27 protein-coding genes are annotated in these 25,435 nt (G+C 43.6%); 17 read left to right on the top strand and 10 right to left on the bottom strand.

Annotated features, from left to right (window positions below):
* Positions 1-33: 33 nt before the first annotated feature.
* From B2W60_RS00660 to B2W60_RS00645, 4 genes are all read right to left on the bottom strand, one after another.
* Complete coding sequence (locus B2W60_RS00660; RefSeq protein ID WP_292361068.1) at positions 34-591, bottom strand: cytochrome b; 558 nt, start codon at positions 589-591, stop codon at positions 34-36.
* A 90-nt stretch (positions 592-681) separates the two neighbouring features.
* Positions 682-3,096: a DNA topoisomerase (ATP-hydrolyzing) subunit B gene (gene gyrB / locus B2W60_RS00655; protein WP_292361070.1), complete on the bottom strand. Its 2,415-nt coding sequence runs from the start codon at positions 3,094-3,096 to the stop codon at positions 682-684.
* A gap of 74 nt (positions 3,097-3,170) precedes the next feature.
* On the bottom strand, positions 3,171-4,247 hold the full coding sequence (gene recF, locus B2W60_RS00650) for a DNA replication/repair protein RecF (protein ID WP_292361072.1): 1,077 nt from the start codon (positions 4,245-4,247) through the stop codon (positions 3,171-3,173).
* A 109-nt stretch (positions 4,248-4,356) separates the two neighbouring features.
* Positions 4,357-4,521, bottom strand: coding sequence for a rubredoxin (locus B2W60_RS00645; protein WP_292361074.1), 165 nt, complete (start codon positions 4,519-4,521; stop codon positions 4,357-4,359).
* Between the two features lie 145 nt (positions 4,522-4,666).
* Between B2W60_RS00645 and B2W60_RS00640 the strand changes: the two genes are divergently transcribed.
* Complete coding sequence (locus tag B2W60_RS00640) at positions 4,667-5,575, top strand: hydrogen peroxide-inducible genes activator (RefSeq protein WP_292361076.1); 909 nt, start codon at positions 4,667-4,669, stop codon at positions 5,573-5,575.
* Here the strand turns inward: B2W60_RS00640 and B2W60_RS00635 are convergent.
* Positions 5,572-6,198 (bottom strand): redoxin domain-containing protein, encoded by a 627-nt coding sequence (locus tag B2W60_RS00635; protein ID WP_292361078.1) that lies wholly within the window; start codon positions 6,196-6,198, stop codon positions 5,572-5,574. The two genes, B2W60_RS00640 and B2W60_RS00635, sit on opposite strands and share 4 nt — an antisense overlap.
* Before the next feature lie 54 nt (positions 6,199-6,252).
* On the opposite strand from B2W60_RS00635, the gene murJ reads away from it, so the two are divergent.
* The gene (murJ, locus tag B2W60_RS00630; protein WP_292361080.1) at positions 6,253-7,797 is read left to right on the top strand and encodes a murein biosynthesis integral membrane protein MurJ; all 1,545 of its coding nucleotides are present in this window, start codon (positions 6,253-6,255) and stop codon (positions 7,795-7,797) included.
* Positions 7,798-7,843: 46 nt separating this feature from the next.
* On the opposite strand, the gene B2W60_RS00625 is transcribed toward murJ, so the two are convergent.
* Positions 7,844-8,521, bottom strand: coding sequence for an OmpW/AlkL family protein (locus B2W60_RS00625; protein WP_292361082.1), 678 nt, complete (start codon positions 8,519-8,521; stop codon positions 7,844-7,846).
* A 252-nt stretch (positions 8,522-8,773) separates the two neighbouring features.
* Positions 8,774-9,523 (bottom strand): fumarate/nitrate reduction transcriptional regulator Fnr, encoded by a 750-nt coding sequence (gene fnr, locus B2W60_RS00620; RefSeq protein WP_292361084.1) that lies wholly within the window; start codon positions 9,521-9,523, stop codon positions 8,774-8,776.
* A gap of 97 nt (positions 9,524-9,620) precedes the next feature.
* On the opposite strand from fnr, the gene hisB reads away from it, so the two are divergent.
* Genes hisB through tatC form a run of 10 tightly spaced genes read left to right on the top strand, consistent with a single transcriptional unit; the run spans position 9,621 to position 14,797 of the window.
* Positions 9,621-10,214, top strand: a complete 594-nt coding sequence (gene hisB, locus B2W60_RS00615) for an imidazoleglycerol-phosphate dehydratase HisB (RefSeq protein ID WP_292361086.1) — start codon at positions 9,621-9,623, stop codon at positions 10,212-10,214.
* A 49-nt stretch (positions 10,215-10,263) separates the two neighbouring features.
* Positions 10,264-10,899, top strand: coding sequence for an imidazole glycerol phosphate synthase subunit HisH (hisH, locus tag B2W60_RS00610; RefSeq protein WP_292361089.1), 636 nt, complete (start codon positions 10,264-10,266; stop codon positions 10,897-10,899).
* A gap of 25 nt (positions 10,900-10,924) precedes the next feature.
* Positions 10,925-11,674: a 1-(5-phosphoribosyl)-5-[(5-phosphoribosylamino)methylideneamino]imidazole-4-carboxamide isomerase gene (gene hisA, locus B2W60_RS00605; protein WP_292361091.1), complete on the top strand. Its 750-nt coding sequence runs from the start codon at positions 10,925-10,927 to the stop codon at positions 11,672-11,674.
* Between the two features lie 6 nt (positions 11,675-11,680).
* Complete coding sequence (gene hisF, locus B2W60_RS00600; protein WP_292361092.1) at positions 11,681-12,454, top strand: imidazole glycerol phosphate synthase subunit HisF; 774 nt, start codon at positions 11,681-11,683, stop codon at positions 12,452-12,454.
* Entirely contained in the window at positions 12,451-12,831 is a 381-nt protein-coding gene (hisI, locus tag B2W60_RS00595) for a phosphoribosyl-AMP cyclohydrolase (protein WP_292361094.1), read from the top strand. Before hisF ends, hisI begins: the two co-directional genes overlap by 4 nt.
* Positions 12,831-13,151: a phosphoribosyl-ATP diphosphatase gene (locus B2W60_RS00590; RefSeq protein ID WP_292361096.1), complete on the top strand. Its 321-nt coding sequence runs from the start codon at positions 12,831-12,833 to the stop codon at positions 13,149-13,151. Before hisI ends, B2W60_RS00590 begins: the two co-directional genes overlap by 1 nt.
* Positions 13,148-13,486 carry a histidine triad nucleotide-binding protein gene (locus B2W60_RS00585; protein WP_292361097.1) on the top strand — a complete coding sequence of 113 codons (339 nt, stop codon included), beginning with the start codon at positions 13,148-13,150 and terminating at the stop codon, positions 13,484-13,486. Before B2W60_RS00590 ends, B2W60_RS00585 begins: the two co-directional genes overlap by 4 nt.
* Before the next feature lie 9 nt (positions 13,487-13,495).
* Positions 13,496-13,738, top strand: coding sequence for a twin-arginine translocase TatA/TatE family subunit (gene tatA / locus B2W60_RS00580; protein WP_292361099.1), 243 nt, complete (start codon positions 13,496-13,498; stop codon positions 13,736-13,738).
* Positions 13,739-13,743: 5 nt separating this feature from the next.
* Entirely contained in the window at positions 13,744-14,064 is a 321-nt protein-coding gene (gene tatB, locus B2W60_RS00575) for a Sec-independent protein translocase protein TatB (protein ID WP_292361101.1), read from the top strand.
* Positions 14,054-14,797 (top strand): twin-arginine translocase subunit TatC, encoded by a 744-nt coding sequence (gene tatC / locus B2W60_RS00570; protein WP_292361103.1) that lies wholly within the window; start codon positions 14,054-14,056, stop codon positions 14,795-14,797. Before tatB ends, tatC begins: the two co-directional genes overlap by 11 nt.
* A 55-nt stretch (positions 14,798-14,852) precedes the next feature.
* On the opposite strand, the gene B2W60_RS00565 is transcribed toward tatC, so the two are convergent.
* Together B2W60_RS00565 and B2W60_RS00560 are read right to left on the bottom strand one after the other, a co-directional pair.
* Positions 14,853-15,197, bottom strand: a complete 345-nt coding sequence (locus tag B2W60_RS00565; RefSeq protein WP_292361105.1) for a pentapeptide repeat-containing protein — start codon at positions 15,195-15,197, stop codon at positions 14,853-14,855.
* A gap of 8 nt (positions 15,198-15,205) precedes the next feature.
* Positions 15,206-15,454, bottom strand: a complete 249-nt coding sequence (locus tag B2W60_RS00560) for a hypothetical protein (protein ID WP_292361107.1) — start codon at positions 15,452-15,454, stop codon at positions 15,206-15,208.
* A 184-nt stretch (positions 15,455-15,638) separates the two neighbouring features.
* Here B2W60_RS00560 and B2W60_RS00555 point away from each other — a divergent pair, with 184 nt between their 5' ends.
* From B2W60_RS00555 to B2W60_RS00545, 3 genes are read left to right on the top strand one after another with little or no spacing between them, the layout of a single operon-like run.
* Positions 15,639-16,571, top strand: coding sequence for an ABC transporter substrate-binding protein (locus tag B2W60_RS00555; protein ID WP_292361109.1), 933 nt, complete (start codon positions 15,639-15,641; stop codon positions 16,569-16,571).
* 2 nt (positions 16,572-16,573) lie between these two features.
* A complete protein-coding gene (locus B2W60_RS00550; protein WP_292361111.1) occupies positions 16,574-20,551 on the top strand; it encodes a sensor domain-containing protein in 3,978 nt (1,325 codons plus the stop codon).
* 25 nt (positions 20,552-20,576) lie between these two features.
* On the top strand, positions 20,577-20,813 hold the full coding sequence (locus tag B2W60_RS00545) for a TIGR02647 family protein (RefSeq protein WP_292361113.1): 237 nt from the start codon (positions 20,577-20,579) through the stop codon (positions 20,811-20,813).
* On the opposite strand, the gene folA is transcribed toward B2W60_RS00545, so the two are convergent.
* Positions 20,810-21,295, bottom strand: coding sequence for a type 3 dihydrofolate reductase (gene folA, locus B2W60_RS00540; RefSeq protein WP_292361115.1), 486 nt, complete (start codon positions 21,293-21,295; stop codon positions 20,810-20,812). The genes B2W60_RS00545 and folA overlap by 4 nt on opposite strands.
* 95 nt (positions 21,296-21,390) lie before the next feature.
* Between folA and B2W60_RS00535 the strand changes: the two genes are divergently transcribed.
* Together B2W60_RS00535 and B2W60_RS00530 are read left to right on the top strand one after the other, a co-directional pair.
* On the top strand, positions 21,391-23,016 hold the full coding sequence (locus B2W60_RS00535) for a Na/Pi cotransporter family protein (RefSeq protein ID WP_292361116.1): 1,626 nt from the start codon (positions 21,391-21,393) through the stop codon (positions 23,014-23,016).
* Between the two features lie 234 nt (positions 23,017-23,250).
* A complete protein-coding gene (locus B2W60_RS00530; RefSeq protein ID WP_292361119.1) occupies positions 23,251-25,425 on the top strand; it encodes a primosomal protein N' in 2,175 nt (724 codons plus the stop codon).
* Positions 25,426-25,435: the final 10 nt, after the last annotated feature.

The following is a 25,435-nucleotide window of genomic DNA, read 5'->3' as shown; positions in this document are numbered from 1 at the left end:
GGCCTTTTTTTATATTTAGCGACATCTTTACCGCTATTTCCATAATGACATCCTGCGCGTCACCTCAGAGCCGCTTAACCTATGTTTCATAGCGGCCCCAACATGTAGTACTAATACAGCAATAAAAATATACGCTAATGCCTGGTGAATGTCGGTGAACGTTTCTCTGGCGACTGCATCACCCTCTGCTAATCGAGGTAGCGTTACCCCCCACAGCTTTGTGTCATATTTACTGTACATTGATTGAAGATAGCCTGTTATCGGCATGGCGATCATCAATCCATATAATAGAAAATGGACAAAGCCAGACAGTCTTTGCTGCCAACTCGGCACGCTATCTGGTAACGGGGGAGCAGTATGGGTCAATCGCCATATTACACGTAATATAATAAATGCAGCGATCGTGATTCCCATTGATTTATGTAATAAAAACCAGAATGCACGTACGCTTTCCTGTCCTGGTGGCAATTCAGATTCTTTTGGCAATCCTACCATCCACAATCCCAAACCCAACATAAAAAATATCATCGCCGCTATTAACCAATGCAAGATTATCTGGCCTTGATCATAACGAGCGTCATTCATCGACATTTTTCTCTCCTGAATAATAAACAAAAGGCCATTCAGATTTACTGAATGGCCTTCTCTATGACCGTGTGGAACGGGAAGAATTCCCTATAGTTATATATCTAAGTTCGATGCCTGTAAAGCGTGGGTTTCAATAAATTCTCTCCGCGGCTCTACGTTATCGCCCATTAAAGTGTTAAAGGTTTCATCTGCAGTAATGGCATCTGAAATTCTTACCTGGAGCAGGCGACGCTTTGATTTATCCATGGTGGTTTCCCACAACTGTTCTGGATTCATCTCACCCAGGCCTTTATAACGTTGTACATGCTGGCCACGACGCGCTTCGGCCATTAACCATCTAACCGCTTGGGAGAAATGCTGAACATTTTCATTTCTTTCTCCACGCTCAATTCTGGCCCCTTCACCGAATAGGCCATTGATTTTATTAGAGAAAGACATGATTTTTTGATATTCCGTACTGGCAAAAAACTCACCGGGCACATGAAAGTCATTACTGATGCCATGCCGGGTAAAGCTGATATTCACATGCGGCATAGGCTCTTTGTCATGTTTTTGCAGATCCAGAACAAAATAAGTGCCGGTTGGCATAATTGAGTTCATCCGTTGCTCAATGGCTTTCAACCATGCTTTCATTGCCGCGTTATCGGTAAATTCAGGTATCGCTGTTTGATAGATCAATTCATCCAGAAATGCCGGATAATAATGATTGGCTAACCGGGTGATGATCGCTCTGATAGTTTGATATTCATTTACCAGTTGCGCCAGCGCATTGCCTTCGATTGGAACACCCTCTGCGGTTGGATAGAGTACCGCGTTGGTCAAAGCGACTTCCGTCAGATAGCGTTCCATTTCAGCGTCATCTTTAACGTAACGTTCCTGTTTACCTTTTTTGATTTTATACAAAGGAGGCTGTGCGATATACACATGTCCGCGCTCAATCAATTCTGGCATTTGTCTGTAGAAGAACGTGAGTAACAAGGTACGGATGTGTGAACCGTCGACGTCCGCATCGGTCATTATAATAATGTGGTGGTAGCGAAGCTTTTCCGGATCATATTCATCACGGCCAATACCACACCCTAGTGCCGTAATTAATGTTCCTACCTCAGCAGAGCCAATCATCTTGTCAAATCGAGCGCGCTCAACGTTTAAGATTTTTCCCTTCAAAGGTAGAATTGCCTGAGTTCGACGGTCGCGGCCTTGTTTGGCACTTCCACCGGCCGAGTCCCCTTCCACTAAGAACAGTTCAGATTGTGCAGGATCTCTTTCCTGGCAATCTGCCAGTTTTCCCGGTAAACCGGCAATATCCAATACGCCCTTGCGTCGCGTTAACTCACGTGCTTTACGTGCAGCATCCCGTGCACGTGCCGCATCAATCATCTTATTGGCGATCAGTTTTGCTTCGCTTGGATTTTCAATCAGAAAGTCCTGGAAATGTTCATTTACCAGTGACTCAACAATGGTACGAACTTCTGATGAAACCAGCTTATCTTTTGTCTGTGATGAAAATTTCGGGTCAGGTACTTTAACCGATAACACAGCAGTCAGCCCTTCACGTGCATCATCACCACTGGTGACCACTTTTGATTTTTTCGCCAAACCTTCGCTGTCGATATATTGATTTAAGCTTCTGGTCAGTGCTGCCCTAAAACCAGCCAAATGTGTACCACCATCTCGTTGTGGAATGTTATTGGTAAAACAATAAATATTTTCCTGATAAGAATCATTCCATTGCATTGCCAACTCAACAACGACGTCGTCTCTTGTGCCACTTATATTAATGACGTGTTCATGTACGAAGGTTTTATTTTTATTCAGATGCGTAACAAATGCGCTGATACCACCTTCATAATGAAAGACTTCGGTTTTTTCATCCCTTTCATCCGTCAGTACTATTCTGACGCCTGAGTTTAAAAAAGCGAGTTCCCGGATTCGTTTGGCAAGAATTTTGTAATCATAGGTGATCTGGGTAAAGGTTTCTTCACTTGGCCAAAATTGTATTTTTGTACCAGTTTCTTCGGTTGCTTCAAATGCTGTTAATGGTGCATCGGGTACACCGTGTGTATAACTCTGTTTATGAAAATAACCGTTACGTTTTATTTCAAGTGTCAGTTTTTTTGATAATGCATTGACCACTGAAATACCAACCCCATGAAGACCACCTGAGACTTTATATGAGTTATCATCAAATTTGCCGCCGGCATGCAGTACAGTCATGATAACTTCTGCGGCAGAAACGCCTTCACCTTCATGCATGTCCACGGGAATTCCGCGGCCATTATCTTCTACTGAAACTGAATCATCTGGATGTATACGAACATTGATTTCAGTACAATGTCCTGCTAGAGATTCATCAATTGAATTATCTAAAACTTCGAAGACCATGTGATGCAAGCCCGTACCATCATCTGTATCTCCTATATACATGCCTGGGCGTTTTCTGACAGCGTCTAATCCCTTTAAAACTTTAATGTTGGAAGAATCGTAACTATTATTTTCAGTGGTCATAAATTAATCCATTTACAGCAAGGTGATGCATAATCGTCCATTCTACTATGTATCGTCGTTGGTTGACAGCGTGACTATATCTGTCTTAACTCCCCACGTTCCACGTGGAACAAACTTCCATTTTCATCATTTTCAATAGCTGCATTAAGCTCAGAGCTAGTTGTTGTGATAAAGGTCTGAACCCGTAAATCTTTAATACAATCTAGCACCAAATGCTGATGTTGAACATCCAGTTCTGAGCTAATATCATCTACCAATAAAATACTTTTTTGCTCATTAAACTGCTGAAGGAGCGAAATTTGTGCAAGGCTAATCGCCAAAAAAAACAACTTCTGCTGCCCTCTAGATAGGACTTCAGCAGGATCATTTCCATTTATTCGGATTGACCAATCAGCCGCATGTGGTCCTGACCGTGTATATCCCAATGCACGATCTCTATCAATTGTGGTTTCGATGACATTTTTGAACTCATGTTCTTTAGGCCAACCAGACAAATACCTTAATTCAAACTTTGCATTATTAAAATCTTTACATAGTTTGTTAAACCATTTTTCAAAGCTGATTAATAACTGCATTAAATATTCGTTTCTGTATCTTGATAAATGTAAACCGTGCTCTACTAAAGATACATTCCATACCCTAATTTCAGTTACAGGCTTATTATTTCGTAAAGCAGCATTCCTTTGAGAAAGTATTTTTTTATAGGCTTGCCAATGAAACAAGAAATCTTGTTCCACGTGGAACAATCCCCAATCAACAACTCTCCTTCGGAACGCTGGCCCCAATTCAAAAAACTGATGACAATTTGCTGGTATGTACTGTAGGGGGAGATGACTGGCTAACTCAGAAAGCTTTTTCAAGGGCGCATTATTAAGTCGGATTTGAATCCCTGTAGCAGAAGAAAACTGCAGTCCCACAGGAATACCTGGTTTGATTCTGGCAAACACCTGAAAATGCACTTCATCCGTTTGTATTACATTTTTTAAATTTCGGGTACGAAATGAGCGCCCCATAGCAAGTAAATAGATGGCCTCAAGAACACTGGTTTTGCCAGATCCATTTTCGCCTGACAAGATGTTTATACCAGGGTCTGGATAAACAACGGCCTTTTGAATATTTCGAAAATGGGTAAGAGTTAATTCCGTCAGCACGTTATATCTATCAAATAATAATAAGAGCGTTTCGTTTTATGATTTCGGCCTTATATATCTCATAACCTCAAAATCGATACATTTAGGTTTTAATCAAGTAATGCTGTTATCAGATTTCCAGCATTTCAAAATCTTCTTTTCCAACGCCACATTCCGGGCATTCCCAGTCATCAGGAATATCATCCCATGCCGTACCTGGCGGAATACCTTCTTCCGGCAATCCTTTAGCCTCATCATAAATAAACCCACAAACCAAACACTGCCATTTACGCATAAACATCTCCGACTAAAATTGTTAAATATATATGGTGACATCTTACAACAAAACAGGTTTTACGTTGATTGCATAATTGTCATTCAAATTATGGTAAATTGTTCAAAGCAAATCATTATCAACTTATTAAGTGATTAAAACGATTATGAGACTTCCCACTTTACGCCAACTGCAGTATCTAACCGCTGTCATTGAAGAAAAACATTTCGGACGAGCTGCAGAAAAATGTCATGTGACACAATCTACCTTAAGCGCGGGAATTCAGGATTTGGAAGACCTGTTAGAAGTAGGTTTACTTGAGCGAACCAATAGAAAAGTATTGACCACACCTATTGGGGAGGAGGTGGCAGAACGAGCTCGGCAAATATTGTCACTCAGTGATGATTTAGTGGATCTGGCTCAAGCAGAAAAAAACCCTTTATCCGGCAGGATAAGAATTGGCGTCATTCCGACAATAAGTCCATTTTTATTGCCCCGTGTATTGCCCCGTATACGCAAGCAATTACCACAGTTAGAGCTATTACTTATTGAGGATCAGTCCGAAAGATTATTAACACAAGTTGAAAATGGCAGTATTGATGTGGCGATATTAGCCTTTCCGTTTAATACTCGAAATCTTAATTATCGTGTTATCGCTGAAGAACCTTTCTGGGTTGCATTACCCAAACAGCACCCATTAAGCCGTTATGAAACATTGCAACCCCACCAACTACCCATCAATGAATTATTACTTCTGGCAGAAGGCCACTGTATGCGGGAACATGCCATAAGTGCCTGTCAGTTACCGGCATCTGCTCAGCGGCGGAGTTTTCAGGCGACCAGTTTGTATACCTTGATAGAAATGGTGGCCAGCGGATTAGGAATAACATTGATTCCACAGATGGCGATTAATTCAGATATGGTGCGTCATGCAGATATCTGTCTGCGCCCCCTAAAGCAGGATAGTCTCGCAAAACGTGAAATCGGACTGGTCTGGCGACCCAGCTTCCGCCGAACCAGCACACTGGAACAATTATCATTGAGCTTTACCGCAGCCATGGAAGAGAGTGATTAACCTTTACTGGCATATTCAGCGCGGATTTGAATAAAACTCTGTCTCAAAATGACCGAGGTGAATGGTGCCTGAAAGCGGGCAGTAAGTAATCCTTTTGGATTGACCAGAAATACCGCATGAGCCAGATCCTGATGTGCATATGCCCGGCTTCGGGTAAAAAATGCCTGTAGTTCCTGTTTAGCAGATGCTGCGGCAGAAACAGAAATGACATGGCCCTGAAGGTTGTGAGACTGGCTCAGCGCAAGCAACTGTCTTGTCTGCTGACCGGTGGTATCAATCAGCACAACTTGAACTGTTCGATTGGCAAGACCAGCCTTTAAATTGCTCAAAACTTTCAGGATCGCATCACAGTCAAGGCAATCTGCTGATGTGAAAAACACAAAACTCCATTTACCCACTAATGCGTCATTGGTAAACACCGTATTTTCAATGTTATGTCCCAGAAACTGTGGAATTTCCAATACTGGTTCAAACTGCGTCAGCATCGCGTCAACCTGGCCTGAAGACTCATCCGTTTGGTGTTGCGGACTGAACGTAAGAAAAAACAGTAATAATAATGCCACCAAGCCAAGATATGTCAGCAAAAAACGCTTAGAATGGACATTTTTAAACATATTCTGCATCGTTGGCTCTCCGCGACACGTTGGCAGGCTTACTCACTAAATAATTAAGCGCCCATGAAAGAAAAATTGCTTAAGTCTACTATCGTTGTCAGCATGATGACGTTTTTATCCCGAATTTTGGGATTTGTTCGAGATATTGTGATTGCCAGATTCCTTGGGGCAGGAATGGGGGCTGACGTTTTTTTTGTTGCTTTCAAAATACCCAACTTTCTGCGACGCCTGTTTGCCGAAGGCGCCTTTTCCCAGGCCTTTATCCCCGTTCTTGCCGAATATCGTGAACGTGGCGATGGTGATTTAAAAAAACTTATTGCTGCTACCAGCGGCACCCTGGCGGGGGTTTTATTTTTCATTACGCTGATTGGCGTCATTGCCGCGCCTGTCATCATTCTTGTGTTTGCCCCCGGCTTTATTGATCAACCGGAAAAATTACAGTTGGCCGGAGAGCTGTTAAGAATAACTTTCCCTTATATTCTGTTTGTCTCATTAACCGCACTCGCCAGTTCGATTCTGAATAGTTATGGCAAGTTTGCCGTACCTGCTTTTACCCCGGTTTTCCTGAACATTTCGATGATTGGCTGTGCCTTATGGCTGGCACCACATCTGGATGAGCCGGTTAAAGCATTAGCCTGGGGGGTATTTATCGGCGGGATAGTGCAATTACTCTTTCAGATGCCGTTTTTAATGAAGATCGGCAGTCTTCCAAAACCCCGCTGGGGCTGGAGAGATGAGGGCGTTCAGAAAATTCTGCGACTAATGATACCTGCCATGTTTGGCGTATCTGTTTCACAAATCAATTTATTGCTGGATACCTTGCTGGCTTCATTTCTAATCACCGGCAGTATCTCCTGGTTGTATTATTCGGATCGACTGGTTGAATTTCCTTTGGGCATTTTGGGCATTGCCCTGGCGACGGTCATCTTGCCCAATCTTTCCCGTAAACATGCAACAGCCTCGATGCAGGAGTTCTCACATACAATTGACTGGGCATTACGCTGGGTATTTTTAATCGGCACCCCGGCAGCTATCGGCTTGATCATTCTGGCTGAGCCATTATTGATTACCCTGTTTCAATATGGTGAATTTACACCTTATGATGCTCATCAGGCCTCTTTAAGCTTAATGGCTTATGGCCTTGGATTGTTGCCGTTTATTTTCATCAAGGTTCTGGCGCCGGGCTTTTATGCCCGCCAGGATACAAAAACCCCAGTCAAAATCGGTATTATTGCGATGGTCAGCAATATGGGGCTGAATATTATCCTGATGATTTATCTGGCCCATGTCGGCCTGGCTCTAGCAACGGCATTGTCTGCCATGCTCAATGCCGGATTGCTGTATTACACATTACGCAAAAAAGCGGTTTATCAGCCGATTAGCGGCTGGGGAATATTCTTTATCCGCATGTTATTAGCCAATCTCGCTCTTGTATTTTTCCTGTTATGGACTAATCCAAACAGTAATGAATGGATAAGCTGGGGAGGCTGGCACCGGTTTGGTGTATTAATGGGGCTGATTGGACTGTCTGCGATGATTTATTTTGCCGTTCTCGCAGCATGTGGAGTTAGGCTGAAAACTCTGGTCATGCCGCACTCCAATACATAAAAAAGCCCTCGTTGAAGAGGGCTTTTCGACAAACCTGGAGAGAAACTTAAAAGCGTCGACCGATACCGATACCGTAAACAAACGGGTCAATATCTGCATTAATCTTAGCACTACCGACCGCTGTATTTTTAAACCGGGCAGTGGTATCAATATCCAGGTATTTAATATCCATATTGACGAACCAGTCCTGGTTAATGGCGATATCCACACCGACCTGTGCCGCCCAGCCCCATGAGCTTTCCAGTTTAACTTTATCGCCGGAATTACTTAACAGAGAACTACTGGGGACTTTTTCATCAAAGAAATACGTGTAATTCACACCGGCGCCAATATAAGGACGAATATTGGAGTCTGGCAGAAAGTGGTATTGCAATGTCAAAGTGGGTGGCAACACTTTGGTATCAATAACATCGCCCAGGACTGCCCAAGATTTTTCACCAGTAACCGTGTGTTCTGAATAACCTAAAATCAGCTCTACCCCCCAGTTTCGCGTGATCATATAGGTAATATCCAACTCCGGAACCGTATCACTGTCTACTTTCACACCTTTCGTTCCTGTATCAGCGCCATTAACCGTCAGACTACCACTGCTGTCATTAGGATTAACATTGATAATACGTCCCCGGATTAACCAGTCACCCGCCTCATAAGCCATAACAGTAGTAACAGGTCCAGCCAAACCAGCAGCCAGCAGGATAGAAGAAATCAGGGGAATTTTTTTCATGGGACGACTCCGAATAATAATCTGTTGTGATACACAGTTTCAGATCATACGGAGTACCGGTGTTTCGGCATTGATCCAGGTCAATAAAATGTTTTTTGGGTGTGTTTATCTTTGAGCGCAGTTCTACTGGAGCTCCTGTATTCTCTCTAGAGGGAAATACTGCGGTGTACTATTTAAGTCATGTTCAACGCCCTGCGACGGAATAAGTTCCGGCCCTTAGGATTGCGTTATTGAAGATCAACAGACTTCAGGTTATCCACAACGTTGTTTTAATGCCGGCAGATCCAGAATCGTTACCTCTTTACCTTGCGTCGTTAATAACTGCTGTTCCTGTAATTGCGTAAATAAACGGCTGACCGTTTCAATCGCCAGGCCAAGATGGTTTGCGATATCACCACGTGACATTGTCAACTGGAACGACAAAGCAGAATATCCACGTTCACTGAAACGCTGAGAAAGTGATAATAAGAAACTAATCAGCTTTTCCTGAGCGGTCTTTTTACCCAAAGACAGTAATAAATTTTTATCGGCTGACATTTCTTTACTTAATCGCGTCATTAACTGATTCTGTAACTCTGGAATCGTGGCACTGAACTCCTGCAAGCGCTCGTAAGGTAATTCGCAGATGCTGCTGGCCTCAAGTGCACGAGCCGTTGATAAATAACGTTGCTGGTAAATGGCATCCATCCCGATAAACTCTCCGGGAAAATAAAAACTAGTGACCTGTTCGCGTCCATCAGCCGCTGAAATGGTGGTTTTGAACGAACCTGAACGAACAACAAATATCGTCTTGAAGGTTGAGGCAGGTTCAAACAGAATTTGATGTCGTTTGAAGCCAGCACTGCGCTTGATGATCTGATCCAGTTTGGATAAATCATCCCGATGCAGCCCCAAAGGCAGGCATAGCCGGTATAAAGCACATGATTGACAGGCAAGTTGATGATGATGTTCAACCTTGGCAAAATCCTCAAATAATGGCGTTATCACCCTGGCTTGTGTCATTTTATTTTCCCTAAAAAAGTCACAGGCCATGATAACGCTTCAAACCCGGCACTGAAACAGTTATTATTTGTTTTTATTTCAGTTTTCAGGAAAGCTAATGACCGCTCGTAGCGCCAATGTTGCGCGTAACACGCTCGAAACCCAAATTGAAGTTTCCATCAACCTGGATGGCAGCGGAAAATTCCAATCCGAAACCGGCGTGCCATTTCTCGATCACATGTTGGAACAAATTGCCCGTCACGGCTTATTTGATCTGCAAATCAAAGCAAATGGTGATCTGCATATTGATGCTCATCACACGGTTGAAGATGTTGGCATCACCATTGGCCAGGCATTAAAACAGGCACTGGGTGATAAAAAAGGCGTTGTCCGTTATGGACATTCCTATGTGCCTTTGGATGAAGCTTTATCTCGAGTAGTACTTGATTTATCAGGCAGACCCGGCTTCGAATTTGATGTGACTTTCACCCGCGACAAAATTGGTGAATTTGATGTGGATTTGTTTTATGAATTCTTTCAGGGACTGGTCAATCACGCCGGCATCACCTTACACATTGATAACCTCAAAGGGCGTAATGCGCACCACATCGCAGAAACGATTTTTAAGGCTTTCGGGCGGGCTCTGCGTATGGCTGTCACGCTGGATGAACGTGCTTTACAACAATTGCCTTCCACCAAGGGTGCTTTATAATCGATTAACGATTTTCTAACTCTACTTTTCTAGCTCAGGTCCTTGTTTTATGCGTCGCGTTGCAGTTATTGATTACGGCATGGGTAATTTACGCTCAGTCTCCAAAGCCTTGGAAACCGTAGCCGATAACCACACTCAGATTTTTGTTACCGCTGATCCGTCCGAGATCCATGCCGCTGATCATATTGTGTTTCCTGGCGTAGGCGCTATTCGGGACTGCATGGCAGAACTCAAAAAACTTGAACTCGACAAACTCATCATCGAAATGGCCAGTCAGAAACCATTCCTGGGAATATGTCTCGGCATGCAGGCTTTATTAACCCATAGTCAGGAAAACCAGGGCTCAGATGGCTTGGACATCATTGAAGGTGACGTTCTGTACTTTGAAAAGGCGGTTGAACAGGGGCTGAAAGTACCGCACATGGGCTGGAATGAAGTCGAGCAAACCTTCGCACACCCCTTGTGGCAAGATATACCTCAGAATAGTCGTTTTTATTTTGTTCATAGTTTTTATGTGCAGCCTGCAGATGAAACCAAAATCTCCGGCCGCAGTCATTACGCTTTACCTTTTGCTGCCGCATTGGCACAAGAAAACCTGTTTGCCGTACAGTTTCACCCTGAAAAAAGCCAACATGCCGGCTTGCAGTTATTGAAAAATTTTATTAACTGGGACGGTCAGTCCTGACAATTTGTTTGATGGAGAAAGCGTTATGTTATTAATCCCTGCCATTGATCTTAAAGAGGGTCACTGCGTTCGATTGCGTCAGGGACGCATGGAAGATAACACTGTATTTTCGGAAGATCCGCTGGCCGTTGCGACAAGGTGGGTTGAAGCCGGTGCCAAGCGATTGCACATGGTGGATCTGGACGGTGCTTTTGCGGGTAACCCTGTTAACGCTAATGTTATTCATCAAATCTGTGCCGCTTTCCCGGATCTGGATGTGCAGGTGGGTGGTGGTATTCGTGATGAAGACACTATTCAAACCTATCTCGATGCTGGTGTTCGCTATGTCATTATCGGTACTAAAGCCATTAATGCACCCCATTTTGTCGGGGATGTCTGCGCCGAGTTTCCCGGCCATATCATCGTCGGACTTGATGCCAAAGATGGCAAGGTGGCCATTGATGGCTGGTCGAAATTATCCAACCATGACGTGATCGATATTGCTCAACAGTTTGAACAGGATGGGGTAGAAGCCATTATTTACACTGATATCAGTCGTGACGGAATGATGCAGGGAGTGAACTTGCAATCAACACGAGATCTGGCCCGCGCCATCAATATTCCGGTCATCGCTTCTGGCGGCGTAACCAACTATGACGATATCAAAGCGCTTTGTCATTACGAATCCGAAGGTGTCATGGGTGCCATTATTGGTCGCGCCATCTATGAAGGTACCATTGATTTGGCCGAAGGCCAGGCAATGGCCGATCGTTTAAATCCACCACTGCAATTCTGATCTGATATGGCTTTGGCAAAACGTATTATCCCCTGTCTTGATGTCGATGCCGGCCGCGTCGTAAAAGGTGTGCAATTTGTCGATATCCGTGATGCCGGTGATCCGGTAGAAATTGCCAAGCGTTACGATGAACAGGGTGCAGATGAACTGACTTTTCTGGATATTACGGCTACTCACCATAACCGTGACACCATGGAAGACGTGGTCAAAGCCGTTGCCAGCCAGGTGTTTATTCCACTTACCGTTGGAGGTGGCATTAGAACAGTAGCGGATATTCGTCGTATGCTGAATGCCGGTGCAGATAAAGTCGGCATTAATTCAGCCGCCGTCAGCAACCCTGATTTTGTTCGCGAAGCGGCTGAGAAATTTGGATCACAATGTATAGTCGTGGCCATTGATGCCAAACGTGTATCGGCTGACGGGGAAACACCGAGATGGGAAATATTTACCCATGGTGGTCGACAGCCAACAGGTATTGATGCCGTCGAATGGGCCAAAAAAATGGTTAAATTAGGCGCGGGTGAAATTTTACTCACCAGCATGGATCGCGATGGCACAAAATCCGGTTTTGATTTGGAACTCACCCGGGCCGTCAGCGATGCCGTTGTGGTGCCGGTTATTGCTTCCGGTGGTGTGGGTAAACTGCAGGATCTGACGGATGGTATCAAGTTGGGACATGCGGATGCGGTTCTGGCCGCCAGCATTTTTCATTTCGGTGAACATACCGTCGGTGAAGCCAAACAACAAATGGCAGAGCAGGGCATAGAGGTGCGTTTATGAGCTCATGGCTGGATCAGGTAAACTGGGGCAGTGATGGCTTGGCGCCTGTTATCACACAAGAGTTTTCGACTAAGCAAGTACTTACTTTAGCCTGGATGAACCGTCAGTCATTACAGCTGACAGCTGAAACCGGTCATGCTGTTTACTGGTCACGTTCGCGACAAAAACTGTGGCATAAAGGGGAACAGTCCGGTCATCAGCAACTTATTAAGTCGATACGTATTGATTGTGATCAGGATGCTATTTTGCTTGAAGTTGAACAGATTGGTGGCATTGCCTGTCATACTGGACGTCATCATTGTTTCTTCCTAGAACTGCAGAACGGTGAGTGGCAAACCACTGAGCCGGTTCTGAAAAATCCGGATGAGATTTATTAATGCGTGATACCTTGCATAAACTGATGGCAGTGCTGAATGAACGTAAAACTGCTGATGCCGACAGTTCATATGTCGCCAGCCTGTATGCGGCCGGCACCGACAAAATTCTGAAAAAACTAGGCGAAGAAGCCACTGAAACGGTTATCGCCGGAAAAGCGGGTGATCGAGAGCAAATCATCTACGAAACTGCTGACCTTTGGTTTCACTCTATGGTGTTACTGGCGCATAATGATATTGATATCGATGCCCTTTTAACCGAGCTGGATCGTCGTTTTGGTTTATCAGGTCATGAAGAAAAAGCCAGCAGGAGCAAAAAATGACCGACTGTATTTTCTGCAAAATTATTGCCGGTGAGATTCCCTCTTCAAAAGTCTATGAAGATGAGCTGATTTTTGTGTTCAAGGATATTAATCCGAAAGCCACCGTTCATCTGTTAGTGATTCCTAAACAGCACATCGCACGGTTGGATCATCTTGATGAAAGTCATAGCAGCCTAATTGCTCATATGTTTCTCAAACTGCCAGCGCTGGCAAAGTCACAAGGTCTGGAGACCGGTTTTCGTACCATTATCAATACCGGTCCCGGCGGTGGTCAGGAAGTCGATCATTTACACATTCATTTGCTGGGCGGTAACAATCTGCCTGGTTTTCATTAGGAGCGCGTCATGGGATTTGGTGGAATCAGTGTATGGCAATTATTGATTGTTCTGGTCATTGTCATTTTGCTTTTCGGCACTAAAAAACTGCGCTCCCTGGGTGGTGACCTCGGTAGTGCTATTCGCAGCTTTAAATCCTCGGTACGTGAAGGCGAAGATGAAAAAAAAGATGAAGCTGGCAATCTGAAGCATGACAACGAGACCGAGCAGCATCAACAGCAACATGAAGAACACGACAACACCAAACGCTAATCACCGTGTTTGATATTGGTTTTTGGGAACTGTTAATTATTGCCGTTGTGGCATTAATAGTAATTGGCCCGGAAAAACTGCCAAGAGTGGTTCGTGTCTGTGGCTTGTGGATTGGCCGAGCCAATGCTTCACTTCAAGCGGTCAAAAATGATATTGCCAAAGAACTTCGAGCCGAAGAAATCAAGCAGGCCTTTAAAAAACCCGATGATTTACCCGATCTGAATGAAATCATTGATATTGATGAACCGGTAAAACCTGAATCGAATCCCTCGGATAACGCTGAAGATAATTCAGCGGAAAAAAAGCAGGCTGACGATGGAAAATAGTGAACAACAACCACTGATTTCTCATCTGGTTGAGCTTCGGGATCGGTTGCTCAGAGCTATCCTTGCCGTATTAATCATTGCCGTCTGCCTGTTACCCTTCGCCAATGACTTATATCTTATTTTATCTGCGCCCTTGCTTGAACATCTGCCAGAAACCAGTTCCATGATTGCCACAGAAGTGGCTTCACCCTTCCTGACCCCATTTAAATTAACACTGACCGCCGCGATTATGCTGGCGATGCCTGTTTTGCTTTATCAATTATGGGCCTTTATTGCTCCCGGCTTGTATCAACATGAAAGACGGCTGGTTTTTCCACTGATGTTTGCCAGTACGCTACTGTTTATTCTGGGCATATTGTTCGCTTATTTTGTCGTCTTTCCGCTGGTGTTTGGCTTTTTGACACAGGCAGCGCCTGAAGGTGTTGCAGTGATGACAGATATCAGCAGTTATCTGGATTTTGTTTTGAAGTTATTTTTTGCTTTTGGTCTGGCATTTGAAGTGCCAATCGCCACGTTACTGTTGATTTGGACAGGGATCTCCACTCGAGAAAGTCTTTCACAAAAAAGGCCTTATGTGATTGTCGGCGCTTTTGTGATTGGCATGTTACTTACCCCTCCAGATGTGATTTCACAAACATTGTTAGCGGTTCCAATCTGGTTGTTATTTGAACTGGGGTTACAGGTTTCGCGGTTTATTCCAAAAAACAGAGAGAAATCAGAAATAGCGGATTAGGGCTTGTTGATCTTTCATAGTCCCAGCAGTGGTGACTATGAAAGATCAACAAGCCCTAGTCTGTGTAGCGCATTCTGGTGCCATGCTGCAATGAAAGGGAAATTTCTTCTGCTGTTAATGGGGTAGGGAAATATACTCCCGAGATTTTAGCGCCATGAATACTGGCTCCACGAAGACTGATGCATTGACTGAAATCAATACCGCGTAAATCGGCCTGACGGAAATAACTGTTACTGAAATCGAGGCCGCTGGCAATTAAGCCCTGCAAATTAAGATGTCGAAAATCACAGCTGGTTAAATCAACCGTCTCTCCCTTGGCAATACGGTGATTAAATTCTTCTATTTTTCCATCGCGCAACAGTTGATAGAGCGGATCTTGAGTGATTTTTGGTTCTGCCATCTAAAACCTCAAACTGTAATATCAATCGTACCGCCCGGATTTTCCGGATCAAAGCCCGTTGCTTCATTTTGTGTCGCTTCATTGACAACGGCAACCGTCTGCAAACTGGCTGGCTCTTGCTCCTGCACTACCGTAGTCGAGGCAGTTTCACTGTTTTGCTGTACCGGGGTCTGCCGCCCGACCAATACATTTTCCGAAGATAACGGATTAGTCAGTGTGGGCTGACCGCTAAAAGGGGTGATACCAGGAATTTCCATTTTGTTACTCCTGTATAAAAGTCTTTAGTTACAGCTTACTCTTATCATTGCTGAATTGTAAACGCAGGTATTTGAAAAACCATGGTTTTCTCTCATTTTCATGAAATATTAGCAAATACTATTTTATGCGTGTTCTATGCTATCGTTTAGCTGACCCATACTGAGGGGGAATAGGTCATGCACCATGGGTAAACGGATTTTTTATTTGCTGTTACTTATAGTCAGCCTGGTTGCCTGTAGTTCGCAAACGGATAAGCCATTGCGTGTTGGGACCATTCCGTGGGCGGGCTACGAGATACTCTACCTGGCTCGCGATCTGGGGTATTACGATAACGCGCAAATCCAACTCAAGGAATTAGCCTCCAGCACGGAAGTTTTGCATGCCTTTCGGCAGGGCCAGCTGGATGCAATAGCCGTTACGCTGGATGAAGCCCTGCGAATGGCTGAAACTCACTCAGACCTTAAAATCGTGCTGATCTTTAATATCTCGAACGGGGCAGACAAACTGATCGTTGAGCCCGGAATAACCTCTCTGGCAGAACTCAAAAATAAACGTATTGCGGTCGAACAAAGTGGCGTTGGAGCCTATATGCTGTCACAGGTTTTGCGAGTGGCTCAGTTGCAAAGTAATGAGGTCATCATTGTTCCATCGACTATCAATCAACATTTTTTGATGTTGAGTAATCACCAGGTTGAAGCTGTTATCAGCTTTGACCCTGTTGCCTATCAGCTTCAACAACAGGGCTACATTAATCTGCTTGATAGCAGTCAGCTACCCGGTGAAATTGTCGATGTTCTGCTGACCCGTGACTCAGCAGTACATCAGCAACGCAAAAGCATTCAACAGCTACTGAACGGGTATTGGCAAGCTCGTCAATATATGACGGATAATCAGCAAGATGCATTAACCAGAATGGCTCCGCGGTTGGGTGTTTCAAACGAAGAGCTGGATCACTTTTACCAAAACCTGATTTTGCCAGAACGCGAGCATCAACAATATATTTTCAGCCATCAGCTTGAAAATATTATTGAATCGATGAGTGGGCTCATGACTGAGGCAGGTTTATTAAATAATGCTGTTGATAGTCAACAGCTGCTTTATGAAAGTATGGATTAATCATGTCTGCAATCCAAACATACCGGCTTACTTTTTGGCTGCCTCTAACCGTTACCTTTTTGTTTCTGGGGCTTTTGTTTTTTTATTCTGTTAATGAATATCGTCACCGTCTGTCTGATATAAAAGAAACCTCAAAAACCCAGCTTCATGAAACCGCTTTACAATTAGGCCATAGCCTTGAATATGCCATTGCTAACGATGACTATCAGCAAGCCCGAAGCAATGTGGCAAGATTTTCATTACGTGCCGACGCCCAGCTGGCTGTGTTAATCGATCAGAATAATCAGATTCAATCCGCCACACACTTTATCTGGCAAAACCAACCGGCTGAAAAAGTGCTCGACGAACAATTGTTGCCATATATTGAACTGGCACGTACTACCAAAAAAATCTTCGAGTTCGACAACGATAAAAAAAACTTGCTGAACCTGGTGTTACCATTATTTGAAGCGGAACAGCAATGGATACTGGTGTTACAAAATTCCATTGAAAGCAAGCTGGAAAAAGCCAGGGCAGAAACCATCAATGCCATTATTCCTTTGTTATTGTTGATTGTGCTGGCACACATCATTCTGATGGTCACTATTCGCAAGCTTGTTATAAGACCATTACAGGCATTAAAACAACTGACCGAACAGATTCAGGATCAACAATTTAATCTGATCAATCCCCTTAAAGGGAATACTGAACAGACGCAAGTCGCTCAGACATTAGTTGATGCCGCCCAACAACTACAGTCGCACATCAGTATTCTGACTGAGAACGAGCAGCGTTTGCGAATTACACTGGAATCCATTGGTGATGCGGTTATTGTCACGGATGCTATCGGTAATATTACACGAATGAATCGAGTGGCCAGTGAATTGACGGCCTGGCATGAAAAGGATGCCATCGGACAACCATTACCTGAAGTATTTGATATTTATCAGGCGGAAACCGGCGAAAAGATGACCAACCCGGTAGACCTGGTCATCAAAAGTGGTGAAGTCGTCGAATTAGCCAATCATACCGTTCTGGTTGCCCGAAATGGTACGCGATATCATATCTCTGATAGTGCAGCACCGATCCGTGTTGATCATGATCGTCAGACCGAAATTCTTGGGGTGATACTGGTTTTTACCAATGTGACCAACCAGTACCAACTGCGTCAGGAGCTACGTCAATCCGTCGATTTTCTGAAAAACTTGCTGACCATAAGCCCCAGTGTTACTTACATTCTGGACGTCAATGAAGCCAGCCACAGAGAATTTCATCTGAGCTATGTCAGTGAATCCGTCATCAGTTATTCCGGTTATCCTGCCGAATACTGGTTGAGCCAGCCCCAAGCCTGGCAACAAAGTGTTCATCCTGATGATATCAATGGCGTTAAGCGTACTTTGCTGGCGGCTTTACAAACGGATAAACCAGTCAGTAATCAATTTCGTTTTCGTCATCGAGATGGTCATTACATTACGGTTGAGGATCATCTTTCTGCAGTAAAAAATGCTCAGACACAAAAAGTGCAAATCGTCGGAGTAGTGCTGAATATCAGTGAACAAAAACAAACCGCTGAACAAAATGCGTTATTTGGTGAAATTCTTGAACGCTCGTTAAATGAAATATATGTCTTTGATGCCCAGACATTCAAATTTATTCAAGTAAACCATGGTGCTAAATCCAATCTGGGGTTCAGTATGGAAGAATTGCAGGAAATGACGCCTATCGATCTGAATAAAGACTATAACCGGGTAACGTTTGAAGCCTTAATTTCACCCTTGATAAACGGCGAAACACAACGCCTGAATTTTGAAACCTATCACTATCGTAAAAATGGCAGCCGTTATGAAGTCCATGTGGATTTGCAAACCGCCATCTACGATGAAAAAACCGTCTGTATAGCCATTACTGAAGATATCACCCTCCGCAAACAAGTTCAGACCCATCTGAATCAAGAGCGTGTTTTGCTGAGAAGTATTATTGACTCATCACCCGATTTAATTTTCTGTAAGGACGAACAGGGTAAATATATCCGTTGTAATCAGGCAGTGATAAATTTCCTGGGGACGAATGAATCGGAAATTATTGGAAAAACAGATTTTGACTTTTACCCGGAGAAAGAAGCCCGTAATTATCGTCACAGTGATCAACTCACCTTGCAGCACGACACCAGCCAATTTTATGAAGAACGTAAATACGGAGCAGATGGGCGAGAGGTATTGTTTGAAACCCTGAAAACCCCGCTTAAGAATGAAACCGGTGAAACGATAGGTGTGCTTGGCATCAGTCGTGATATCAGTCGGCAATACGAAGCTGAAAAGGAATTACGTCTGGCCAGTTTAGTGTTTGAAAACAGCAATGAAGGCATCATCATTACCGATGAAAACAATCTCATCGTTACTGTGAACCCGGCGTTCACCATTATGACCGGGTATTCTCTGGAAGACGTCACCGGTAAAAACCCATCCATCCTCAGCTCTGGTTACCATGATAAATACTTTTACGAGCTGTTGTGGAATCAGCTTGAACAACAGGGTTTCTGGTCTGGTGAAGTACAAAACCGTCGCAAGAATGGTGAAATCTATCCGCAATGGTTATCCATTAGCCGTGTTGATAACGAGCAGGAGCAGCTGCAAAATTATGTTGCCATCATGTCGGATATCAGCAAGTACCGGGAAGCAGAACAGAAAATAAATTTCCTGGCACATCACGATGTCTTGACCAGTTTACCTAATCGGGCCTTACTCAAGGATCGCATTCACCAGACGTTGATTTCAGCAGAGCGTCATCAGCAAAAACTGGCGTTACTGTATCTGGATCTGGATCGGTTTAAATTTATCAATGACAGTCTCGGTCATGCGATAGGTGACAGTTTACTGATAAAAGTGGCCGGAAGACTTATCGAACAAATGCGGGAACAGGATACCGTATGCCGGACCGGGGGCGATGAGTTTATTATTTTATTACCTGACACCGATGCTGATGGAGCCGGACATGTGGCCCAGAAGTTAGTGGAAAATATCACCGCACCTTTTGAAATTGAAGGTAACCAGCTGTTTGTTACTGTTTCGATAGGTATCAGTGTTTATCCGGATAACGGAAAAGATGCAGAAAGCCTCAATAAACATGCAGACACAGCCATGTATCGGGCAAAACAGGCCGGACGCAATCAATATCAGTTTTTCACCGCTGAGATGCATTCACAGATTGTGTATAAACTGGAACTGGAGCATGCCTTGCGATTTGCACTGGCCCGTAATGAACTGTCTTTGGTTTATCAACCTTTAGTGGATATCAAGCAAAACAAAATTACCGGTGCAGAAGCCTTGTTACGCTGGGATCACCCGGAGTTTGGAATGATTTCGCCAATGGAGTTTATTCCTATTGCAGAAGAAACAGGCATGATTAATCCAATAGGACAGTGGATTTTGCACACGGCAATTGCGCAATGTAAACAATGGGTTGAAGCCGGACATGAGGATTTATTAGTGGCGATAAACCTGTCTGCCGTGCAATTCAATAATCCTTTGCTGGTTAACATGATAAATGCCATTCTTCATGAACATCAGCTGGCAGCAGATAACCTGGAGCTGGAAATCACCGAATCGGTCGCTATGATCAATATTGATCTGACTATTAAACAACTCAGATCCCTTGCAGATGCTGGTATTCGGTTATCACTGGATGATTTCGGTACCGGCTATTCTTCTTTGAATTACCTGAAAAAATTCCCTATTAATAAACTCAAAATTGATCAGAGTTTTGTGTTTGACATGCTGATAGATGAAGATGATGAAGCCATTGTTGATGCCGTTATCACTCTTGCCCGATCACTGGGTTTGAAAACGCTGGCGGAAGGTGTTGAAACAACAGAACATCTGCAAGCATTAAAAAACAAGGGGTGTGACTTTATGCAGGGTTATTTATTCAGCAGACCTGTCCCGGCTGACCAGTTTTTTAATTTATTAAATCATCCACCGCTGAGTAATTTAGGCGTAGACTGAACATAAATTGGTAATGGAGCCGGATATGCAACAGCAAAAAATTGACCAGATCGAAGTCTTATTACAATTTGATCCCAGCAACACGCTGCAAGGTATAAAAATTCATCATTCAACAGCGCGGGAAGGTCTGGTTGAAGCGGCGCAACAATTATTTAATAACGGTTTAATTACACAGGCTGATGGTGGATATCTGACCGATTTGGGTCATGAAGCCTCTGAACATCTGCATACTGCTATACAGCTGATGTCGCCGCCGAATTAAACGCGCTGGTAAACCTCAAAACTATAGGCATAATCATTTTTTTCATCTGCCGGGTGCGATTCCTGGCTGATTAACTGCCACTGAGTTTTATCCCATTCAGGAAACCAGGTATCGCCTTCCAATTCAGCATGAACTCTTGTGAGATAAAGTTTATCGACGTTATCGAACATCTGCTCAAACAATGACGATCCACCGATCACCATTATTTCATCCGCATCTGCGGCAAGCTTTAATCCGGCTTCAATCGAATTGACGACATCACATCCTTCAGCCTGATAATCAGCTAACGAACTCACCACAATATTTTGCCGACCAGGTAAGGCTCGGCCGATCGACTCGTGGGTTTTACGGCCCATTAAAATGGGTTTACCCATAGTAATACAGCGAAAATATTGCAGATCCGCTGACAGTCGCCATGGCAGATCATTGTCGCGTCCAATTAACCCCTGTTCATCCATTGCTACTACAAACGCCGTTTTCATCTCACACCTCATTGATTTACTTTGCATAGCATAGCATCGCTGAAATTTTATCCGGTATCATCAATTCAATGCTTCAGGAATCTGGTAGGTGTTACATGTTGAATATGCTGGGATCGCTAATCGGTGGCTTGGGTTTGTTTATGTTAGGCATGTGGTTGATGACTGACGGACTCAAACAAATTGCCGGAGATAAGCTCAATCAAATCCTGCAAAGCTGGACCAACACTCGTCTACGCGGCCTCAGTGCGGGTTTCCTGCTCACGGCTATTATTCAACACTCAGGTGCCGTCACTCTGGCCACAATTGGTTTTGCCAATGCCGGCATTATCAGCCTGAGAAGAGCAATGTGGATTGTGTTTGGCAGTAATGTCGGCACCACGGTCACGGGCTGGTTAGTTGTCTTGGTTGGTTTCAACCTGAATATTGAAAAATTTGCCTTACCGTTAATTGGTATCGGTATGGCGATGCGCTTATTAGGCATTAATCGTGGTTATGCCAATATCGGTTTGGCATTAACCGGTTTTGGCCTGCTATTTTTAGGAATAGCCGCTTTAAAAGCCACTTTCAGTGGTGCCGACAGCTTGTTTGATTTGCATTTTTCCAGTGGCTTATTAGTCGTTGATATAATATTGTTTGCGTTAGCTGGGTTGCTCCTGACAACGCTACTGCAATCATCCAGCCTCACCTTAACCTTGGCGTTAACCTCGCTCGCTGGTGGAATAATTGGTTTATTGCCTGCAGCTGCAATTGTCATCGGCAGTAATTTGGGATCCACCACAACGTCCATTTTTTCGGTTATCGGTAGTCAGCCAGTAGCCAAGCGTATCGTTGCCAGCCATGTCATTTTTAATCTTTTAACGGCCATTGTCAGTCTAATTTTATTGGTGCCGTTAATATGGCTGATCCACTGGTTTCAGCAATTAATAGTTGACGATGTGCAGTTCACCACCACATTAGTCTTATTTCACACGGTCTTTAATGTATTAGGAGTTGCACTTATCTGGAAGCTGGCAGCCCCTTTGGAAAACTGGCTGAAAACCAAGTTTTCCGGTGTTGATCAAAGTATTGCCGAAACGAAATATCTTGATAAAACGACGTTAAAAATTCCGAACCTGGCACTTACTTCAATCCGTCTTGAATTAATTCGATTAAATCAGCATGTAATAAAAATGGCGACGCATTGTATTCATAAAAATCGGCCTGTGAGCTGGTTAAAACAGCAACACAGTTTCACTGAACAAAATGTTTTAAAAATAGGGGAATTCAGTCGGCTACTCTACCAGCAACATATTAATGAGCAGATCGCAGAAAAAACAGCTGATTTGATACGTGTTTCCCAATACTGTGACGCTATTTCCTCACTTACGGTTGGTATTGCTGAAAATCGTGCTTTATCCAATCATCCTATTGCGGCTGAATTACAACAACAACTGGCACATTTCAATGTGGACTGTTTAATGTTGCTGGATATCGCCACCCTGGATAAACCCGGTCCAGATTTATCCAATCAGCTCGATACCCTCGAAAAAACGTATCTTTCATTAAAATCATTATTGTTAAGACGTGGTGCAGAAGGAAGACTTTCTATTGCTCGCATGGAAAAAGAATTGCAAGCCATATCTCAACTCAGGCGGCTCTGTCAGCAAGCTGTAAAAGCCACAGCATTTTTTAAAACCAGCCAAGCCGATCCCCCTATTGATAATCTGGTAAAACAAGCTTAACAACTACGGTATGCTTTGCTTATAAAACAGATCATAAGCTGTGGATAAAATTATCTGTGGATAAGTCGCAAAGTTATACACAGGAGATCCATCCCGCAAGCTTAAAGTTATGCACAACCTAACCATTATTTAACACAATGAATAATAAGTATTTTTTGGATTAATACAGCTATACACAGGACTAAAGCATTAACATCATTAAAAAGATCTCTTTTATTTATTTAGTATTGATTAATGAGCTGCATCGTCGAAATCGCCTTATCCTGTCCATTACGTCAGACATTTGATTATCTAAGTGATGATCCTGCAGAGAGCTGGCAAACCGGTATGCGTACAGCTGTCACTTTTGGGAGTAGACCACTGATTGGAATTGTCATTGCGATAAAACCCATAACGGAAGCTTCAGTCAGTAAACTAAAAAAAATTGATCAGCAAGTCGATAAACAGGCATTTTTGCCAACAGAAATCATGCAGCTGGTGCAATGGGTAAGCCGTTACTACCATCATCCCATTGGAGAATGCTTTCAAGCCGCTTTACCAAAACAATTACGACTTGGTGATGCTGATGAGATGCAAACCGAAACATTTTGGTCTTTAAAACAACGACCAAACAATAAACCCGGCAAAAAGCAGAAGCAGATCCTGAATTTATTGGAAGATTATCCGGAAGGACTCAGTGAAAAGGCATTGCGGGTTCAATTAGGAAATGTAAAAAGCAGCTTGACTGCCCTGCAAAAACAAGAATCGATTATTGCCAGCCAACAAGTTGCATTACCACTACCTTGTTTACAAATACAGCAGGGGGTATTGCTAAATGATGAACAAAAACAATCTGTTGAAACAATACTGAAGGCCAGGGATAAATTTTCCACTTTTTTGCTACAGGGAATAACCGGAAGTGGCAAAACAGAAGTTTATATTGAAATCTGTCGGGAGCTCATTGAAAACCAGCAACAGATATTAGTATTAATTCCGGAAATTGGATTAACCACGCAATTTGTTGAACGTTTCCGTCAATCATTAACGGCAAATATTGTAGTCATAAATTCTTCCGTTTCAGATAACGATCGGAAACAAGCCTGGTTACTGGCCAGAGCAGCAAAAGCAGATATTATTATCGGTACCCGTTCAGCTGTTTTTACGCCAATGCTTAATCCGGGGTTGATCATCATTGACGAGGAACATGACAGTTCCTATAAACAACAGGATGGATTACGCTATCACGCCAGAAATGTGGCATTAATGCGTGCTAAAAGACTGAATATTCCTGTTGTGCTGGGTAGTGCAACACCCTCATTGGAAACCTTATATCAAGTAAATCAGAGACGTTATCAGCTGCTTAAGTTAACGCAACGAGCCGGTGGGGCCACCTTACCCAAAGTGAAACTGATAGCCGCAAATAGTGCTATTGATAACAATGGCTTAAGTACAGGATTGTTAAAATCCATCGAAAAACATATTGAGCAAAATCATCAGGTTTTACTGTTTATCAATCGTCGTGGATTTGCTCCGGTACTGATGTGTCACCAATGTAACTGGCAGGCTAATTGCCGGAGTTGTGATGCAAAAATGGTGGTACATCAACAGCAGAACCGTCTTTTCTGTCACCATTGTGGATTGATACAAACGTTGCCAAAAAGTTGTCCGGAATGTGGTAACACGGAACTGAAAAGTTATGGCATTGGCACTGAAAAAGTCGAACAGGCTCTGACAACGATTTTTAGAGATGTGCCTGTCATGCGAATTGATCGGGATAGCACCCAGCGGGTGAATGCATTTGCCGATATGGTTAAACAGATTAATCAGGGGCAGGCCGCGATTCTGGTCGGCACCCAGATGTTAGCTAAAGGCCATGATTTCCATGATGTAACCCTGGTAGGGGTGGTAGATGCTGATCAGGCATTGTTCAGTGCCGACTTTAGGGCGACCGAAAATCTTGCACAATTGATCACTCAGGTGACGGGAAGAGCTGGACGTGGCAAAAAAGCCGGGGAAGTCTTGATTCAAACCGAACAGCCGGAACATCCGTTTTGGAAAAAACTGTTACAACACGGTTATGAAACCATAGCCGAAAATTTATTAGCAGAGCGGATGGAGATGCAATTACCGCCTCATGGTTTCTGGGCGGTTTGGCGTGCTGAAAGCAAAGAAGCGGATCTGGCTATGCAATTATTGCAACAGATTTCTGAATTATTACATCACACAACTTCGTCAGTACTGATTCTGGGACCGGTTCCCGCTTTAATGGAAAAGCGTGCAGGACGATATCGTGCACAACTACTGATGCGATCCGCAGATCGTGCTGCTCTGCATCGATTAATTGATCAACATATCAATTCCATCAGTAAGCTTAAACTGGCGCGAAAAGGTCGCTGGTCGATAGACATCGATCCTACGGAGTTAATATGAACCTAAGGAT

The organism is Methylophaga sp. UBA2496 (genome assembly GCF_002341635.1).
Taxonomy (GTDB): Bacteria; Pseudomonadota; Gammaproteobacteria; order Nitrosococcales; family Methylophagaceae; genus Methylophaga.
This window is presented reverse-complemented; position numbering and strand designations above follow the sequence as displayed.

What these genes read in the sequence shown, in the direction of transcription:
- murJ (WP_292361080.1), top strand. Translation starts at nt 6,253, where the DNA reads ATGAAAGAAAAATTGCTTAAGTCTACTATCGTTGTCAGCATGATGACG.
- B2W60_RS00555 (WP_292361109.1), top strand. Translation starts at nt 15,639, where the DNA reads ATGGGTAAACGGATTTTTTATTTGCTGTTACTTATAGTCAGCCTGGTT.
- hisF (WP_292361092.1), top strand. Translation starts at nt 11,681, where the DNA reads ATGGCTTTGGCAAAACGTATTATCCCCTGTCTTGATGTCGATGCCGGC.
- tatA (WP_292361099.1), top strand. Translation starts at nt 13,496, where the DNA reads ATGGGATTTGGTGGAATCAGTGTATGGCAATTATTGATTGTTCTGGTC.
- B2W60_RS00625 (WP_292361082.1), bottom strand. Translation starts at nt 8,521, where the DNA reads ATGAAAAAAATTCCCCTGATTTCTTCTATCCTGCTGGCTGCTGGTTTG.
- B2W60_RS00645 (WP_292361074.1), bottom strand. Translation starts at nt 4,521, where the DNA reads ATGCGTAAATGGCAGTGTTTGGTTTGTGGGTTTATTTATGATGAGGCT.
- B2W60_RS00635 (WP_292361078.1), bottom strand. Translation starts at nt 6,198, where the DNA reads ATGCAGAATATGTTTAAAAATGTCCATTCTAAGCGTTTTTTGCTGACA.
- B2W60_RS00660 (WP_292361068.1), bottom strand. Translation starts at nt 591, where the DNA reads ATGTCGATGAATGACGCTCGTTATGATCAAGGCCAGATAATCTTGCAT.
- fnr (WP_292361084.1), bottom strand. Translation starts at nt 9,523, where the DNA reads ATGACACAAGCCAGGGTGATAACGCCATTATTTGAGGATTTTGCCAAG.
- folA (WP_292361115.1), bottom strand. Translation starts at nt 21,295, where the DNA reads ATGAAAACGGCGTTTGTAGTAGCAATGGATGAACAGGGGTTAATTGGA.
- hisA (WP_292361091.1), top strand. Translation starts at nt 10,925, where the DNA reads ATGTTATTAATCCCTGCCATTGATCTTAAAGAGGGTCACTGCGTTCGA.
- B2W60_RS00535 (WP_292361116.1), top strand. Translation starts at nt 21,391, where the DNA reads ATGTTGAATATGCTGGGATCGCTAATCGGTGGCTTGGGTTTGTTTATG.
- B2W60_RS00530 (WP_292361119.1), top strand. Translation starts at nt 23,251, where the DNA reads ATGAGCTGCATCGTCGAAATCGCCTTATCCTGTCCATTACGTCAGACA.
- B2W60_RS00590 (WP_292361096.1), top strand. Translation starts at nt 12,831, where the DNA reads ATGCGTGATACCTTGCATAAACTGATGGCAGTGCTGAATGAACGTAAA.
- hisI (WP_292361094.1), top strand. Translation starts at nt 12,451, where the DNA reads ATGAGCTCATGGCTGGATCAGGTAAACTGGGGCAGTGATGGCTTGGCG.
- B2W60_RS00585 (WP_292361097.1), top strand. Translation starts at nt 13,148, where the DNA reads ATGACCGACTGTATTTTCTGCAAAATTATTGCCGGTGAGATTCCCTCT.
- hisH (WP_292361089.1), top strand. Translation starts at nt 10,264, where the DNA reads ATGCGTCGCGTTGCAGTTATTGATTACGGCATGGGTAATTTACGCTCA.
- B2W60_RS00640 (WP_292361076.1), top strand. Translation starts at nt 4,667, where the DNA reads ATGAGACTTCCCACTTTACGCCAACTGCAGTATCTAACCGCTGTCATT.
- B2W60_RS00565 (WP_292361105.1), bottom strand. Translation starts at nt 15,197, where the DNA reads ATGGCAGAACCAAAAATCACTCAAGATCCGCTCTATCAACTGTTGCGC.
- gyrB (WP_292361070.1), bottom strand. Translation starts at nt 3,096, where the DNA reads ATGACCACTGAAAATAATAGTTACGATTCTTCCAACATTAAAGTTTTA.
- B2W60_RS00545 (WP_292361113.1), top strand. Translation starts at nt 20,577, where the DNA reads ATGCAACAGCAAAAAATTGACCAGATCGAAGTCTTATTACAATTTGAT.
- hisB (WP_292361086.1), top strand. Translation starts at nt 9,621, where the DNA reads ATGACCGCTCGTAGCGCCAATGTTGCGCGTAACACGCTCGAAACCCAA.
- tatC (WP_292361103.1), top strand. Translation starts at nt 14,054, where the DNA reads ATGGAAAATAGTGAACAACAACCACTGATTTCTCATCTGGTTGAGCTT.
- B2W60_RS00550 (WP_292361111.1), top strand. Translation starts at nt 16,574, where the DNA reads ATGTCTGCAATCCAAACATACCGGCTTACTTTTTGGCTGCCTCTAACC.
- B2W60_RS00560 (WP_292361107.1), bottom strand. Translation starts at nt 15,454, where the DNA reads ATGGAAATTCCTGGTATCACCCCTTTTAGCGGTCAGCCCACACTGACT.